Annotated in this window: 16 protein-coding genes and 1 tRNA gene; 6 read left to right on the plus strand and 11 right to left on the minus strand. The window is 32.3% G+C overall.

The window, feature by feature from the left end; genetic code table 11:
- Window positions 1-7 precede the first annotated feature (7 nt).
- The 6 genes from CIGNP103_RS05975 to CIGNP103_RS08415 form a co-directional block, all read right to left on the minus strand.
- A complete protein-coding gene (locus tag CIGNP103_RS05975; RefSeq protein ID WP_086268761.1) occupies window positions 8-481 on the minus strand; it encodes a hypothetical protein in 474 nt (157 codons plus the stop codon).
- A gap of 8 nt (window positions 482-489) precedes the next feature.
- A complete protein-coding gene (locus CIGNP103_RS05980; protein ID WP_086241830.1) occupies window positions 490-2,796 on the minus strand; it encodes a dynamin family protein in 2,307 nt (768 codons plus the stop codon).
- Between the two features lie 17 nt (window positions 2,797-2,813).
- A complete protein-coding gene (locus CIGNP103_RS05985; RefSeq protein WP_086234059.1) occupies window positions 2,814-4,298 on the minus strand; it encodes a dynamin family protein in 1,485 nt (494 codons plus the stop codon).
- A gap of 481 nt (window positions 4,299-4,779) precedes the next feature.
- A complete protein-coding gene (locus CIGNP103_RS08410) occupies window positions 4,780-4,902 on the minus strand; it encodes a hypothetical protein (RefSeq protein WP_272888205.1) in 123 nt (40 codons plus the stop codon).
- Window positions 4,871-5,227 carry an autotransporter domain-containing protein gene (locus CIGNP103_RS05990; RefSeq protein ID WP_086234580.1) on the minus strand — a complete coding sequence of 119 codons (357 nt, stop codon included), beginning with the start codon at window positions 5,225-5,227 and terminating at the stop codon, window positions 4,871-4,873. The genes CIGNP103_RS08410 and CIGNP103_RS05990 overlap by 32 nt, the downstream gene beginning before the upstream one ends.
- The gene (locus tag CIGNP103_RS08415; RefSeq protein WP_272888206.1) at window positions 5,205-5,333 is read right to left on the minus strand and encodes a hypothetical protein; all 129 of its coding nucleotides are present in this window, start codon (window positions 5,331-5,333) and stop codon (window positions 5,205-5,207) included. Before CIGNP103_RS08415 ends, CIGNP103_RS05990 begins: the two co-directional genes overlap by 23 nt.
- A 333-nt stretch (window positions 5,334-5,666) precedes the next feature.
- On the opposite strand from CIGNP103_RS08415, the gene CIGNP103_RS08070 reads away from it, so the two are divergent.
- Window positions 5,667-5,849, plus strand: a complete 183-nt coding sequence (locus CIGNP103_RS08070) for a hypothetical protein (protein WP_086307287.1) — start codon at window positions 5,667-5,669, stop codon at window positions 5,847-5,849.
- 143 nt (window positions 5,850-5,992) lie between these two features.
- Here CIGNP103_RS08070 and CIGNP103_RS05995 read toward each other — a convergent pair whose 3' ends face one another.
- From CIGNP103_RS05995 to CIGNP103_RS06020, 5 genes are all read right to left on the minus strand, one after another.
- The gene (locus CIGNP103_RS05995) at window positions 5,993-6,364 is read right to left on the minus strand and encodes a hypothetical protein (RefSeq protein WP_086234056.1); all 372 of its coding nucleotides are present in this window, start codon (window positions 6,362-6,364) and stop codon (window positions 5,993-5,995) included.
- A gap of 801 nt (window positions 6,365-7,165) precedes the next feature.
- Window positions 7,166-7,252, minus strand: a tRNA-Leu gene (locus CIGNP103_RS06005).
- Between the two features lie 52 nt (window positions 7,253-7,304).
- Window positions 7,305-8,645 (minus strand): DNA repair protein RadA, encoded by a 1,341-nt coding sequence (radA, locus tag CIGNP103_RS06010; RefSeq protein WP_086226157.1) that lies wholly within the window; start codon window positions 8,643-8,645, stop codon window positions 7,305-7,307.
- Window positions 8,646-8,653: 8 nt separating this feature from the next.
- Window positions 8,654-9,514, minus strand: coding sequence for a signal recognition particle-docking protein FtsY (gene ftsY / locus CIGNP103_RS06015; RefSeq protein WP_086240906.1), 861 nt, complete (start codon window positions 9,512-9,514; stop codon window positions 8,654-8,656).
- On the minus strand, window positions 9,514-10,053 hold the full coding sequence (locus CIGNP103_RS06020) for a TlpA family protein disulfide reductase (RefSeq protein WP_086226156.1): 540 nt from the start codon (window positions 10,051-10,053) through the stop codon (window positions 9,514-9,516). Before CIGNP103_RS06020 ends, ftsY begins: the two co-directional genes overlap by 1 nt.
- 58 nt (window positions 10,054-10,111) lie before the next feature.
- On the opposite strand from CIGNP103_RS06020, the gene CIGNP103_RS06025 reads away from it, so the two are divergent.
- The 5 genes from CIGNP103_RS06025 to CIGNP103_RS06045 are packed head-to-tail and all read left to right on the plus strand — an operon-like array spanning window position 10,112 to window position 14,627.
- Window positions 10,112-10,741 carry a 5-formyltetrahydrofolate cyclo-ligase gene (locus CIGNP103_RS06025; RefSeq protein WP_086240907.1) on the plus strand — a complete coding sequence of 210 codons (630 nt, stop codon included), beginning with the start codon at window positions 10,112-10,114 and terminating at the stop codon, window positions 10,739-10,741.
- A complete protein-coding gene (rny, locus tag CIGNP103_RS06030) occupies window positions 10,671-12,227 on the plus strand; it encodes a ribonuclease Y (RefSeq protein WP_086225696.1) in 1,557 nt (518 codons plus the stop codon). Before CIGNP103_RS06025 ends, rny begins: the two co-directional genes overlap by 71 nt.
- 8 nt (window positions 12,228-12,235) lie before the next feature.
- A complete protein-coding gene (locus tag CIGNP103_RS06035) occupies window positions 12,236-12,865 on the plus strand; it encodes a lipid-binding SYLF domain-containing protein (protein WP_086226154.1) in 630 nt (209 codons plus the stop codon).
- Window positions 12,865-13,425 carry a DedA family protein gene (locus CIGNP103_RS06040; RefSeq protein ID WP_086228259.1) on the plus strand — a complete coding sequence of 187 codons (561 nt, stop codon included), beginning with the start codon at window positions 12,865-12,867 and terminating at the stop codon, window positions 13,423-13,425. The genes CIGNP103_RS06035 and CIGNP103_RS06040 overlap by 1 nt, the downstream gene beginning before the upstream one ends.
- A gap of 2 nt (window positions 13,426-13,427) precedes the next feature.
- Complete coding sequence (locus CIGNP103_RS06045; RefSeq protein ID WP_086268762.1) at window positions 13,428-14,627, plus strand: hypothetical protein; 1,200 nt, start codon at window positions 13,428-13,430, stop codon at window positions 14,625-14,627.
- Window positions 14,628-14,770 lie beyond the last annotated feature (143 nt).

The raw sequence follows: 14,770 nt of genomic DNA on the forward strand, positions 1-14,770 counted from the left end.
TAAATTTTTAACCAGCGAATAAGACAATACCTATCAATACAGCTACACCAGCTACTATAGCATAGATAAGTTTATTTCCATCCTTATCTGTTCTTACATGCCTAGCCGAATTGCCACATCTTTGGTAATTATTGCTAGTGTTATGATTGTTGCCACCTTGATTATTGTTACTATCTATTTTTGGCGGATATAGTTTTATAGCAATTTTTTTAAGAGCCTCCACTCTTTCTCTTGAAAAATTACTATTTAACCCAGATCTAAGTTTTTTATAATTTTCCTCAGTTATATCATTTGATATTTCTACGCCATTATGTGGTTCATATATCTCAGACTCTGGAATTCCATTTTTCACGCAATATTCAAAACAATCTTTAAAATTACCAGTCAAACTTTTGTCGCCTAAAATATTTGCTACTAAATAACTTCTAATATTAAAAATATCCTTATTAGCAACAGCTTTTTTAATGTTTTCAGTAACCATAGTAACCCCTATATAGACAAGATATTTTCTAGCTTATTTTTAATTTCAGAAATCCAAGCTAGTTTTTTTTCATTTTCTGCTAATTCATCTTCAAATTTCTTTTTATCTTTCATTATCTCATCTTGTTCTTTTACTTTTTCTTTTATTTTAGATTCTAACTTGTCAAATTCATCTAAGAAAAATTGCTTGAATTCCATCTCTTGCCTTAACGCCTCTTTGAGAGCTGCTGTCCTATTATTAGAAACAAATTCTTCTATATTAGGAAGTATTTCGTTATTCTTTATTGTTTCCAAATCAACCCTATCTACATAGTCATAGTCATCGACTCTAATAGTCTTTTTGCGCCCCCAACTAAATGGATTCCACCATCTAGAATCACTTACTTCTTCGCTATGACTTCCAACTTTTTCAAATTTTTTAGTCTTATAGCTGCTGATTATAGAACTAGTGCTAATTTCCGATAAATCACCAAGAACAGCAGAAGCAAAACTCATCTCAAAACTAACATCCCCAACCAAGCTTTCTACATATTTTTGATACTCTTGGACATATTTTTCAGCTTGTTCTTTTATGCCAGTTTCTAATAAACTACTAATTTGAGCTTTTAACTCACTAGAAGCATTGTTTAAAATCATATTAAATCTATCTATTTTTGCTTCTGCTGCTTCGGCAAGTACATTACCAGTTAATTTAGATAACTCATCGTCTAAATCATCAAAAAGATATTCAGAAATATTATCTAAACTATTCATTATACTTTTTTGTAATGATACATTGGCAATTTCAGATTTAATCTTTTTTGCCTTATCACTGTTAGCTAACGCACTTTTAATCATTTCAATATTTTTAATGCGCTCTTCTATAGCTTCTTGGTTGCCTTTAAGTTTCTCCATTTCATCAGCTTCCACACCTAAATTATCAATCTTTTCTTTAAAAGAAGCTACACCTTCATTTACCTTTTTAGGTAAAGCATATTTTGATATATACTCAGTGATTGCAAGTTCTATTGAAACTATACCTGTATGAATTAGCGCCTCTTCATATGGATTACCTTTTGCTTTTTCTAGCATTTCATCTTGTAGATTTTTACAATAATTAGACAAAGAAGCATATTTTTCAAAATGTTTATACTCTCTTTTTATAAAAGAAGTATGTTTTGGTAAAATTTCGTCTTCTTCTGTTTCTGTTAATGTATCTTTATTTATATACTGTCTAATAACCTTTGCCATTAGGGCTGAAACTGGGAATATTCTAGGTTCAAAAATATCATGTTTGGCAAGGTATTCTTTTACTGTTTTTATAACATTTTCTAGTTTTTCGCCTTCGCCTTTACCTGGATCAAAGGCGTCAGCTTTATTTAATATAAACATAAAGCGCTCATTTGATTGCCTGCCGCCAGCTTTCATAGCTTCTGCTACTGACTTTAATAAGGCATTATCGTCATTTGTAGCTATTTGAGTGGCATTTAAAACATATAAAATCATAGGCTTATATTCTTTATGCAAAAGACTATGAGTATGTTCTTTATGTTCTTGTGTTCTGCTATTGTTTGGTCCTGGGGTGTCTAAAAGGACTAAACGCATATTATTAGAATCAATACCTACTATATCTCCATGAATCTCAATAGTAGATGGTCTATCATTAGCGTTATCTCCGTCATATTTATCGCTATTTCCAGCACTATTTACAGCATCCATATGAGTTGGTGTAAAATTATCAAATGTTTGTATAATTTTACCGCCTACACTTCTAACCTCGGCTGTAAAGTTTGTCATACCATCTTCATCGTAAATTTTAGCTATTGTAGCAGTTGTCGCTTCATTTCTAGCTGGTAATAATTCTCTACCAAGCATTGCGTTTATTAAAGTAGATTTTCCACTTGACATTGTAGCCACGACTGCGATTTCAAAATCATTTGAAGTAGCCATTAAAAAGTGATTTTTTATTTCATCATTTTTTAATTGCTCATATGGACTTGTAGCTTGTATTTCGGCAAAAATTGTTTTTAATTTTTCTAATTGATCCTTAGCGTATACACAATTTTCTTTACCTGTTAAGCTAAATGAACTAGAATTCTTATGAGCTTTTAAAGCATCTTCTAAAAACTCATAATCTCTCATAATTCCTTTGAAATTTATTTCATACTCTGAGTCATTGTATTTTCTCTCTAGCTCATCGTAGAAGTCGCTTGCCCAGTTGCCAAGTTCGTCTATTTTCTTTTCACCCCATACTTGTGACATATTAGCCTTAGCACCATTTACCTCCAAAGCCACTTCACTTAGAAATGGATTGTAACTAAGATTCACTTTTGTCATTTTTTCTCCTTATGATTTTATTTTGCTTTTGAAAAGAATATTTCAGGAAGTGTTGAATTTCCTCGTTGCATTTCATCATTAGATAGCAAGGTTTCAATATCGCTTTCTAAACCTAATAAGCCAGTATTTTTTAGAGCTTGATAAATTTTTTGAATTTCAACTTCTTCTCCATCTAATGTAATGGATTCTCCAAATTCCAAAGATCTTTGTATTGTTTCTTTTATATAAAATACATCATTATTAGCAGCTAGATTTAGTCTTTTATTAAATTTATTCACAAGAGGTTTAAATTCATCTAGCTCGTTTTCGCTAAATAAATCAACTCTTCCATTTAAAGCCATTTTAAATAGCCTTGCTGCTTTTGATGAGATTGGATAAATTTTTGGTTTCTCAAATCCTAGATTCTCTAAAAATTCTAAGTATCTAATTACTATATCATCTTTACTTTCTTTGGATATGTCTATAGAATCAAATTTATTTATAACAAATAACATTTTGCTTTTAGATTTTGGAAGAATTTTGTCTCTTAATTCTACAAGCAAATTTTTATCATCTTCTGTAGCTAAATGTTCAGCATTTGCTACGTATATAATGGCATCCATTTTATTTTGACTTAAAAAATTCATAGTTATTTTACTATGGTTGTCATTGCCACTATTATTTATACCAGGAGTGTCATGAACAGCTACAACTATATTATTATTGCTTATATTATCCAAATCTGACTCTAGAATAATATGATCGGCTTCAGAGTTCCACTTATTAATAGTTACTGTATCCATATTATCACCAATAGCATATATGTGATCATTTTTTACTGCTACACCAATCATACTTTTTGCGTTGTCATAGTCGTATACGCTAGTAATACAAGCAGTAGTAGATTCGTTTCTAGCTGGTAGATAATCATTACCAAGAAGCGCATTCACAAAAGTGGATTTACCGCAACTCATATTTGCACATATTCCAATATGCTTAACTTTTGTTTGTTTATATTTATTGTGCGAGTCTTTAAAATTTACATGCGCCGCAAAAGATTTCAATATTCTTTCATTTTTAATTTTACCATGATCTTTTGCATACTCTAAAGCAAGAGCAAAATTCTTTTTAGAAAAACACAGCTTTTTTTGCAACAACACTTTGTCTTCTTCTTTTAGTGTGTTTATATTTAAAAGCTCTAAAGCGTGTAATAGCTGTGATACCAATACAAACCTATAATCAACCTTATTTCCAAGGATAAGCTTCTTTTTTATCTTTTTAATAGACAATTTGATATCAGAATCTAAATCTATATTATGTCTTAGTTTTGCATACTGATGCAAACTACCACTATGTGTTTTTAGCATATCATTTAGCAAAACGCAATATGCATGGAAATAATATTTACTTAAATCTTTTTTTCTTATAGTCTTATAGGGAAATTTTTGCCCCAAGACAAACTCAGTGTAATTCATAAACTCAAAAATATTTTGAAATGAATCTTTTTTGCATTTAACTAGCATTTATTAAAAAACTTTCTTTTTAAAGGGAAATATAAACTTGGTTATTATAAGAAAAAGTGCTAAAATAAAATTAAAAAATAGGGGGGGGGTAACGCTTTTCATAAATTTCCTTAAACCAAATTTTTAATCGAAAATTATAACAAAAATAGATAAAAATTTTCTTATTTTATAATAAAAATTGGGGATAATATAGATATTTTATTGAAATTTGGGGTGGTGGTTGGGCTGATAAAATTAGATTTTGTTTTAAAAGTTTACTTTGTAGATATCTAGAATTTTAATTCTTGGGGATTTGGGATTTAAAAGATATTAAAGAATTTAGAAGAGTTTTTTAAAAAAAGGTAAAGCTTTAAAATCTTTAAAAACTATCAAAGATTTTAAACCCCCAAAGGGTTTTTAAAGTTTAGAAAGCTTTAAAAACCCAAATAATATAAATAAGATTTCTAAAATTCAAATAAAACTTTAGAGCCTAAATAATATTTTAGAATTCAAATTTGACATTTGCTATACCATTGATACCTTGTCTTTTGCCTAAGCGGCCAAATAGACCTACATCTACACTAAAGCCTCTATTAGCATCGATACTTAGACCAGCTTCTAGCATAGCAGAAGCACCACTTAAAGTAGGTGAATCCATCTAGGTTATTATATGGATATTTAGCATATATATCAAGAGCTTGATTATATCTTCTAAACTCATATCCAGCACCCACATGGATACCAAAGTAGTTTGTATTCATATTATATTTAGCGTAATTTCCATAGCCATCAGCCACATTGGTATTTTTATATCTATTGTAGTTTCTACCAAGTTTAGCAGAGCCCTCTATATATGGTCTAGATGCTGTAGTGCTACCAAAGTCATACCTAGCTAGTAAACCAGCACCGATATATTTGCTATCACCATCACCTCTTCTCTTCGCCTTCACCAAAGTCATTATAGGTGCTATACCAGTTTTTGCCCATCTCCATAAATGGCCCTATAGCTAGTTTGCCACTATCAGTATATTTACCATTGGCAGCACCAAGTATCACACTAATACCAGTTGTTTTTACATAAGAGCCATTTTTATCTTACTTGTTCCACCCATTGAAGAGCCAAATGGAGCTACCACAGCAGTTCCAGCGCCAGCAGTAGCCATATTGGCAGAAGTAGAAGTAGTAGCAGCCTCTATACCCTTACTAGCAGCGTTTTCAGAGGCTACAAATACAGCAGCTGCACCAGCTACTAGACTTTCACTTATAGGTTTTTGCTTTTGACCTGATTTTTTACCTGCTACATTAAAGCTTCCGTCTGGATTTGGATTTCCTGTAAAGTCATAGAAATCGCTTACAACTTTGTAGTTTGTGATGTTTGGGTCACCTTTGATGGCTTGGCTGGCGTCGCCTTCTGCTGTAATGATTTTTATCTCGTCACCAACATTGACATTAGGTTTTAAATTTAGCTCAGCTGTTATAGTTGTATTATTGACATCTATAGAGCCATCTTTACCAATAGTTATAGCCGAATCACCAGTACCTATATTACCTACTGCTATGCTGATGGTTTGAGTACCACTAGTATTACCCCCTAGGGTTACTGTGTTATTAATACCTTGGGCTGTTTTTGTTGCTTCATTATAACCACCATAGATATTAGCATTTACATTGCCATTAGCAGTGATTTGGTTGTTAGTTGTATTACCATCAGATGTTTAACCATCTACTTTGCTTTCACCGCCTTTTATAACTCCAATTATTGTGGCATTGTCTTCTATGCTTACTTTATTATTGTGTGCTTCCTTGGAGAAACTACCAGCATGACCACCACCACCAGTTATATTACCTTCTACTTTAGAATCACCTCTTATTATTACGGTATTTTCATTTACTTTAGCCGCTCCGCCTGAGTGCCAGCCTAGGATACTGCTATTTATAACAGCTGAATCTACTATTACTGTATTTTTTGATGCTTCGCCACCAGTTGCATATCCGCCATAAATAAGGCTGGTTACTGTATCTCCATCTTTAATTATTACATTATTGTCATTTATAGAACCATTGTCGTCATAAATCCGGCCACCCATGACATATGTAGATTTTACATTTGTGCCTTTTCCGGAGATAATTATAGTATTTCTACTTGCACTTGAATTGACATCTCCATGTGCGACAGTATATCCGGCACCTATATTGGTGGTGCTTGGTCTTTTGTCTGGTCTAGATCCTCCTACTGATGATCCACCAGATATTTATATTTTATTTTCATCAGCTTTTCTAGAGCCTATAAAAGCGGCATAGAGACTGTAGCCGGTAACATTAGTTTCACCTCTTATAATTATACTCTGTCCAGTTACCTTGGTAGTTTGACCTGTTTTATGGAAAAGAATAATAGTATTTTTTGTGTTTTTGTCGCTTATAATACATGTTTTGTTGTTGTCAGCTATTTGGCAATAAGACTTGCCATCAGCGAAACTAGCAGAGTATAAGACAGCAATTGCGATTGATGATAATAGGATTTTGGGATTGTTTAGTTTTTAGAATGTGTGGGTAGTAGCGGAATTTGCTACTATAGTAGTCTTTAGTTCTTTCATTTTTTTCTCCTTATTAGTAAAATTTAGGCGGGATTATAGCAAAAAATGAAAAAATTTACTTATTTTATAATTAAATATAAAAATTTATTTTTTTATATGGATTAAAAACAATTTTTTATATTTAAATTTAAAATCTTTTATTTGATTTTATGGGTGAAAGTAAATAAAATGAGATATGGAAATTTAAATTTAAAATATAGATTTGAATTTTTGTGATTGGAATTTTGTTTTAATATTTTTTGTGAATATTTTAGTAATTTGTGAAAGTTTAAGAAAAGTATTAAAATGGGGTGATGGTGCCTGAGGTCGGACTCGAACCGACACAGGGTTGCCCCTACTAGATTTTGAGTCTAGCGCGTCTACCAGTTTCACCACTCAGGCTTAAAAAGAGTAAAATTATAGCTAAATTTAGATTAAAATATTATAAATTTAGCTACATCCATTCTAAAACTTGGGTTATTTCTTTGGCTACGAATGTTTTTATAGGGTAGGTTTCTAGTGGTTTGTTTGGGGTGATGGCGTTTTTAAATTTTTGAAATACGGCTTCTTTTAGTCTTGCATCAAGGTTAAAAATTTCTCTAATCTCTCCATTTAAACTAAGCTCACCGATAAATACGCTCTCTTTAGATATTGGGCGGTTGCGAAAGCTAGATATTATCGCAGCAACTACGGCTAAATCACATGCTGGTTCGTTGATTTTTACTCCGCCTGTAACATTGATAAAAACATCATAATGACCAAGTGGAATCTCAAGCTTACGTTCTAAAAGTGCTAAAATCATATCTAAGCGATTTTTATCAAATCCAGTTGAGCTTCTTTTTGGGTAGCTGCTTTCACATACTAAGGCTTGAATTTCTACTACTAACGCACGACTTCCTTCCATTGTTACAGTAATAGCTGAGCCGCTAACGGCATTGCCACGAGTAAAAAATTTGCTACTGATATCTTTAGCGCTTACTAGCCCATTACTTCTCATCTCAAAGATGCCAACCTCGCTAGTTGTTCCAAAGCGGTTTTTAATCCCTCTTAAAATTCTAAGCTCTTTGCTACTATCGCCTTCAAAATATAATACTACATCTACCATATGCTCCAAAATTCTAGGTCCAGCTATAGAGCCTTCTTTGGTTATATGGCCAATGATAAATATAGCTATATCCTCTTTTTTGGCTAGTCGCATAAGCTCAAATGTAATCTCTCTAACTTGCGATATAGAGCCGGGTGCTGAGCTAATCTTATCACTATATAAAGTCTGGATAGAGTCTATAACTATAGCTTTATACTCATTTTTAGCCACTTCAGCTAGTATAGATGAAAGATCAATCTCAGTAAGCAAAAATAGATTATCGCTATTAGCATTTAGGCGATCGGCTCTTAATTTGATCTGACTAGCACTCTCTTCGCCGCTGACATATAAGACTTTTTGATTATCATTGGCTAAATTTGAAGCAATTTTAAGCAGTAGAGTAGATTTGCCAATACCAGGGCTTCCACCGATTAAAACTAGCGAACCACTTACTACTCCACCACCTAATACAAGGTCAAGCTCATTATCGCCGGTGGATTTGCGTTTTATCTGTTCTATTTGAATTTGAGATATTGGAGTTGCGTTATTTATAGTTTTAGTTAGTTTTGCTAATTCTTGGCTTGCTTTTATTTGCTCATTACTAAGCTCTATAAAACTCTCCCAAGCACCGCATTGCGGACATTTTCCCATCCATTTGCTCTGCTGATTTCCACACGCTTCACATTCAAATAGAGTTTTTAACTTTGCCATTTTTATTTTTAAAATATAGCATCGCAGATAGTATCTACGAACTCTTTTGGATTAAATTTAATTAAATCGTCTTTGCTCTCACCAACACCAATGTATAAAATAGGCAATTCAAGCTCTCTAGCAATTCCAAATAATGCACCGCCTTTAGCAGTACCATCAAGTTTAGTGATTATTACTCCATCGACCTTTATAATCTCATTGAATGCCTTAGCCTGAGCAACTCCAGCGCTTCCTTGTGTACCATCTAATATTAGAATTTTTTGATGTGGAGCGCCACTTAGGGCTTTATCGCTGATTCTTGAGATCTTTTCTAGCTCACTTGCTAGGTTTTTTTGATTTTGTAATCTTCCAGCCGTATCGATAATCGCATAATCCATCCCCTTAGCCACAGCAGAGCTAATGGTATCATAAGCGACAGCGGCCGGGTCGTGGCCTTGATTTGAAGCAATTATTGGCACTTCTAATCTGGTTGCCCATTGGCGTAGTTGTTCTATTGCACCAGCTCTAAATGTATCACTAGCACCCAAAATAACGCTTTTTGAATTTGATTTAAATAAATTTGCTAATTTAGCTATTGTAGTTGTTTTGCCAGCACCATTTACGCCCAATATCATCATAACAAATGGCTTAGCTTCTATGCTTTTACTATCATACATAAAGTATGTTTGCATAACTCTAGATAGATCAGCTTTATCAACTATTTCACGTGGTGGAAGGTAATATATAATCTCTTGTACTATTTCATATGGCACATCTGCTTCTAATAAAAGCTCTTCAAGAATATCTTTAGTAATTTTTTTATCTGCTGGTTTAGAACCAGTAAAGATACTTATGGTCTTTTCAAGACCTTTTTTAAGGAAGCTAAACATTATTTAATCACCTTTTTAATATCATTTTCAAGCATTTCAATAGGCACCAATCCGCTATAAGATGTAGCAAATTTGCCATTTGGATAGTATAAAATGCTAAAGGGAATGCCAACTACACCGCCAAGCGATGAGATTAGATACTCATTTTCCTTGGTATAGGCAATTGGATAGTTGATATTTAACAACTCTTTAAATTCATTTGCTTGTTCTAGACTTATCTCATCAACTGATACCCCAATGACTTGAAGCTTATCTTTAAATTTATCTTGAAGCGATACAAGATATGGAATTTCTATTTTGCATGGAGGGCACCAAGTAGCAAAGAAATTTAAAAATACTGCCTTATCTTTAATATCAATATCATATCCATCATTACGCTTTTGTATATTAAGTTCTGTGCCATCGTTTAATGGGAGTTTAAATGGTTTTGAGTAGTCAGCTTGCATAACTGATGGCGTAGATGGTTCTTTGTCATTTTTATCATCGCAGCCAGTAAAAAATACCAGCAAGGCCGCTACTAAAAAGATTTTAAATTTCATCATATTTTCCTAATTTTTTGGTAAAATGTCGCAATTATACTAAATAAAGATTAATATTATGGTTAAATATGATAAACAAACTTATAGAAAAATGGCTAAAACCGCTCTAAAAAAAGAGTCCAAAAGAGTAGCTAATAGTTATAAAAATAGACTAAATTTTGATATTTTAAGGCTAATTAAGTTTTATAAAGTAAGAAATTTATTGATTTTTACCCCGATGCAAACAGAGCCAAATTTGATAATGCTTAGACGAAAGTTAGCAAAAAATTGTACAATATTTGTCCCATTTATGGTAGATAAAAGCTTAAAAATGGTAAAATTGCGTCTGCCCTTTTTTGTATCTAAATTTGGAATTAAAGAAGCAAGAGATTCAAATGCTTATAAAAAAAAGATAGATATGGCAATAGTGCCAGTAATTGCAGTAGATACAAATATGGCTAGAGTAGGGCATGGTGCTGGATTTTATGATAGATTTTTTGATAGTCTAGGATATAGACCAGTTATTGTGTTTGTGAGCATAAAAGATATGTATATTAATGATAAAATTTGTGATGCACATGATATTTGTGCGGACTTTTATATCACACCTACTACAAAATATATTAAAAAGGTATGTTATGATAGAGATGTCATTAGTGGGGTTAGGAGGCTTAATTTTCGGAGCCGGTGGTGGTTGGCTAATATCTAAAAAGATAAATGATGCTAATTATAGTATATTTTTAGAACAGGCTAAGGCTAAGGCTAAGGCTATTGAATTTGAAGCCGAAAGCGTACTTAAAGATGCCAAAGTCAAGGTAAGTGAGGCTGAATTTGAAGCTAAAAAAAGATATGAGGAAAAAGGCAGCAAGCTTCAAAAAGAGTATAACCAAAAATTTGATGAAATAAATAAAAAAGAGCAAAATTTATTATCTCAAAAAGAGAGCTTAAACAATCTAAAAAATGATCTAGAACAGAGTCAAAATAGAGCTAATGCTCTATATGAAGAGGGTTTGAATTTAAAAAATTCATATCAAGAAAAGATAGATGAAGTGCTAAAAACTATGGAGCGCATAGCCGGTTTAACTCAAGAAGAGGCTAGGGATTTGGTCTTAAAAAAAGTTGAAGAAAAAAGCCGTGCCGATATCGCTCATATCGTTAGAAAATACGAAGAAGAGGCAAAAAGAGAGGCTAAGAAAAAGGCAAATTATATCCTAGCTCAAGCCACTAGTAGATTTGCTGGGGAGTTTGCTGCTGAGAGATTGATTAATGTAGTTGATATCAAAAATGATGAGTTAAAAGGTAGAATTATTGGCAAAGAAGGGCGTAATATCAAGACGCTCGAGATGGTTTTAGGAGTGGATATTATTATTGATGATACTCCTCATGCTATTGTGCTTTCTAGCTTTAATCTATATCGCCGAGCTATCGCTACAAGGGTTATTGAGCTTTTGGTTGAAGATGGTAGAATTCAACCTGCTAGAATAGAAGAAATCCATCAAAAAGTTTGCGAAGAATTTGAAGCTAGTATCTTAGAAGAGGGCGAAAATATCTTGATTGATTTAGGAATTACCAAGGTTCATCCTGAAATTGTCAAATTAATAGGCAAGATGAAATTTAGAGCTAGTTATGGTCAAAATGCCTTAGCTCATAGCCTAGAAGTCGCTCACCTAGCAGGTATTATCGCAGCTGAAACTGGCGGAGATGAAAAATTAGCTATTAGAGCTGGTATTTTACACGATATCGGCAAAGCCTTAACGCACGAATACCAAGGTAGCCATGTGGATTTAGGGGCTGAAATTTGCAAGCGATATAAAGAGCATCCGGTTGTAATCAATGCCATTTATGCTCATCACGGACACGAAGAGGCCTTAAGCGTAGAGTGCGCAGCAGTTTGCGCTGCTGATGCCTTATCTGCGGCACGCCCTGGAGCTAGAAGAGAGGTGCTTGAGAGTTTCTTAAAAAGAGTTGAAGAGATAGAAAATATCGCAAATTCAAAAGAAGGAATCAAAAATGCCTACGCTATAAATGCTGGTCGTGAGATTAGGGTTATTGCTAATGCGGAGTTGGTCAATGATGATGAAGCGGTGCTTTTGGCTAAAGAGATTGCTGAAGAGATAGAGAGCAAAATGCAATATCCAGGCGAGATTAAAGTAAATGTAATCCGGGAATTACGAGCCGTAGAGTATGCAAAATAGGGGCGCAAATGATAAGGGTTATCTGGTTGGTTTTATTTAGTTTAAGCTTATTATATGGTGGAAATGAGAGATTATTAGATAGTGCAAATGCCTATAATCATATTAATAGAATTAATAAAATCCCCCAGTCTATCGTTACAAATTCATCTGCGATTATTATTTTTCCTACTTTTGTTAAGGCTGGATTTATCCTTGGAGCGACCATAGGGCGTGGAGTTATGCTTGTGCGTGATGATGTAGATGAATTTTATAGCGATGATAACCTTACTCGCCATCTAAACAGCAACTGGAGCGCAGTTCCTGTGCGACTTGGTGGGGCAACTATTGGGTTGCAAGCTGGATATGAAAATAATTTTTTAGTAATGTATGTAATGAATCCGGCAGTAATTAAAGATATTTATGATAATAAGCTTACTCTTAATGCTAGTGCATCAGTGAGTTTTATGGATTATGGTACTAAAAATGAAATAGTTAGTGATATTGGCTTTAGTGATATTTATATTTATACAAATAATAGCGGCTTTTTTGCTGGGGCAAATCTTGGTGGATCGGTAATAACTGTTGATGATAAAATACGTTTTAATACAAATTCATACGGTTACAAACAATTAATGCATGCTATAACGGTGGTAAGATAATGCAAGATATACTTACAAATCTCTCAACTTATGGCTATTTAATTTTATTTTTATATAGTCTTGGCGGCGGTATGGTGGCTATTATTGGAGCAGGGCTTTTGAGTTTTGAAGGTAATATGAATTTGACATTATCTATTATTATTGCAGCAGTGGCAAATTTTATTGGCGATATGATTTTGGTATATATGGGTAGGTACAATAAAAGCTCAGTAATGCCATATTTTAAATCGCATAAAAGAAAATTAGCCTTAGCTCAAATTTTATTTAAAAAATATGGAGATAAGATTATTTTTATCAAAAAATATATCTATGGATTAAAAACTTTAGTTCCTTTAGCAATAGGGCTTACTAAGTATAGTTTAATTAAATTTACTATTATTAATGCTATTTGCTCAGTTATATGGGCTATTAGTCTTGGACTAGCTAGCTATTATGCTGGCGGATTTATTTCTAAATTTGCTAGCTATTTTGGTGAACGTAGCTATTTAGTCCCGATATTTTTATTTATTTTATTGGGGTTGATTTGGCTATATTTTAGCTGGGCAACTAAAAAGAGATAACTATGAAAAAGTTTGCATATCTTATTGCAAGTCTACTTATTTTGATGGTTGGCTTGCATGGATATGCATATCTTTTTTCTAATTTTGTTTTAAGCTCAGCCATAAATAAACTTAAAAGTAGTAGCGAATTTGCTTTATCAAGTATAAACCAAAATAACTCAATTTTTTCTACTAATCTAAATTTTACTCTAAAATATAAAGATTTCAATCTTAAATTTGATATTTTTAGTCATCATAGTGTTATTTCAATTTTTAATGGGCTAGATATTGTAGGCGATATTTGCGATTTAGATCATCGATTAAAGATGGATTTGACACAAAATGAAAACTCAGTATTGGCTAAATTTAATCTAAATATTCCTATAAATGGAGGTATTAGTCAGCTAAAAGCACAGGTTTCCCCACTAAAAATAATCGAAAATCACAATCTTTTTACAATTTCTAGTACAGATATTAGCACAACATTTGATACAGAGCACTTATATTTTCTAGGTGTACGTTTCGATAAAGCTGACTTTGAATTTGATGGCATTAGTAGTGTTTTTAATGGAGTCGATATCGAAATTGATTATTTAGATGGACTTGAGTTTACTAGCTTTGACCTATTTAAATTTAATCCAAATGAGTTAAATATTAGCATTAAAAATTTAAGAGCAAATGTTCCACTTATTAATATAGTAAGCGATGAAATAAAATTTGACTCCAAAACCATTACTAATAATCTAGCAAATATTATAAGTAATATACATGCCAAAAATGTGGCAATAAATAATATTATGATTGATAATATAAATTCTAAAGTTCGTTTAGAAAATCTTATTATTGATAGTTATAAGATGATTTTTAACATTATGCTTGGGTCTAAAAGTATTGGATTAATAGATGCATTTATTAGTTGCAATCCAGTTTTATATGTTGATAAAATTAGTATTAATGATCTTTTTGAGTTAAAATTTAACCTTAGAGGAGATAGTTTTGATATAACAGATATAAATTTAGATGGAGAATTTATAGCTTTACGCCCAATATCTACAATAAAAGGGCTAGAATTTATATCTTTTTATGAAAATTTTTTAATAAGTAGTGGAATTTTAATAAAAAATGGTGATGGTTATATATCTAAATTTAAATCTCAAAAAGAAAATGGCGAGTTAATTTTTAATAATTCTGTCAAATTTAGCGATATTTTAGTTGATTTTTAACCAAATTTGCAAATTTCTTTAAATTTTTTAGAATTTTCCCTAATATTTAATCTTATTTTAAGCATATCTCTTATATAATTCCAGCTCACGAATTGAGAAACACCTTAACCTTCTGAAAAGCTTGGTTAAATCATTTCTCTATC

The organism is Campylobacter sp. P0103, assembly GCF_002139545.1.
Classification (GTDB): Bacteria; Campylobacterota; Campylobacteria; order Campylobacterales; family Campylobacteraceae; genus Campylobacter; species Campylobacter devanensis.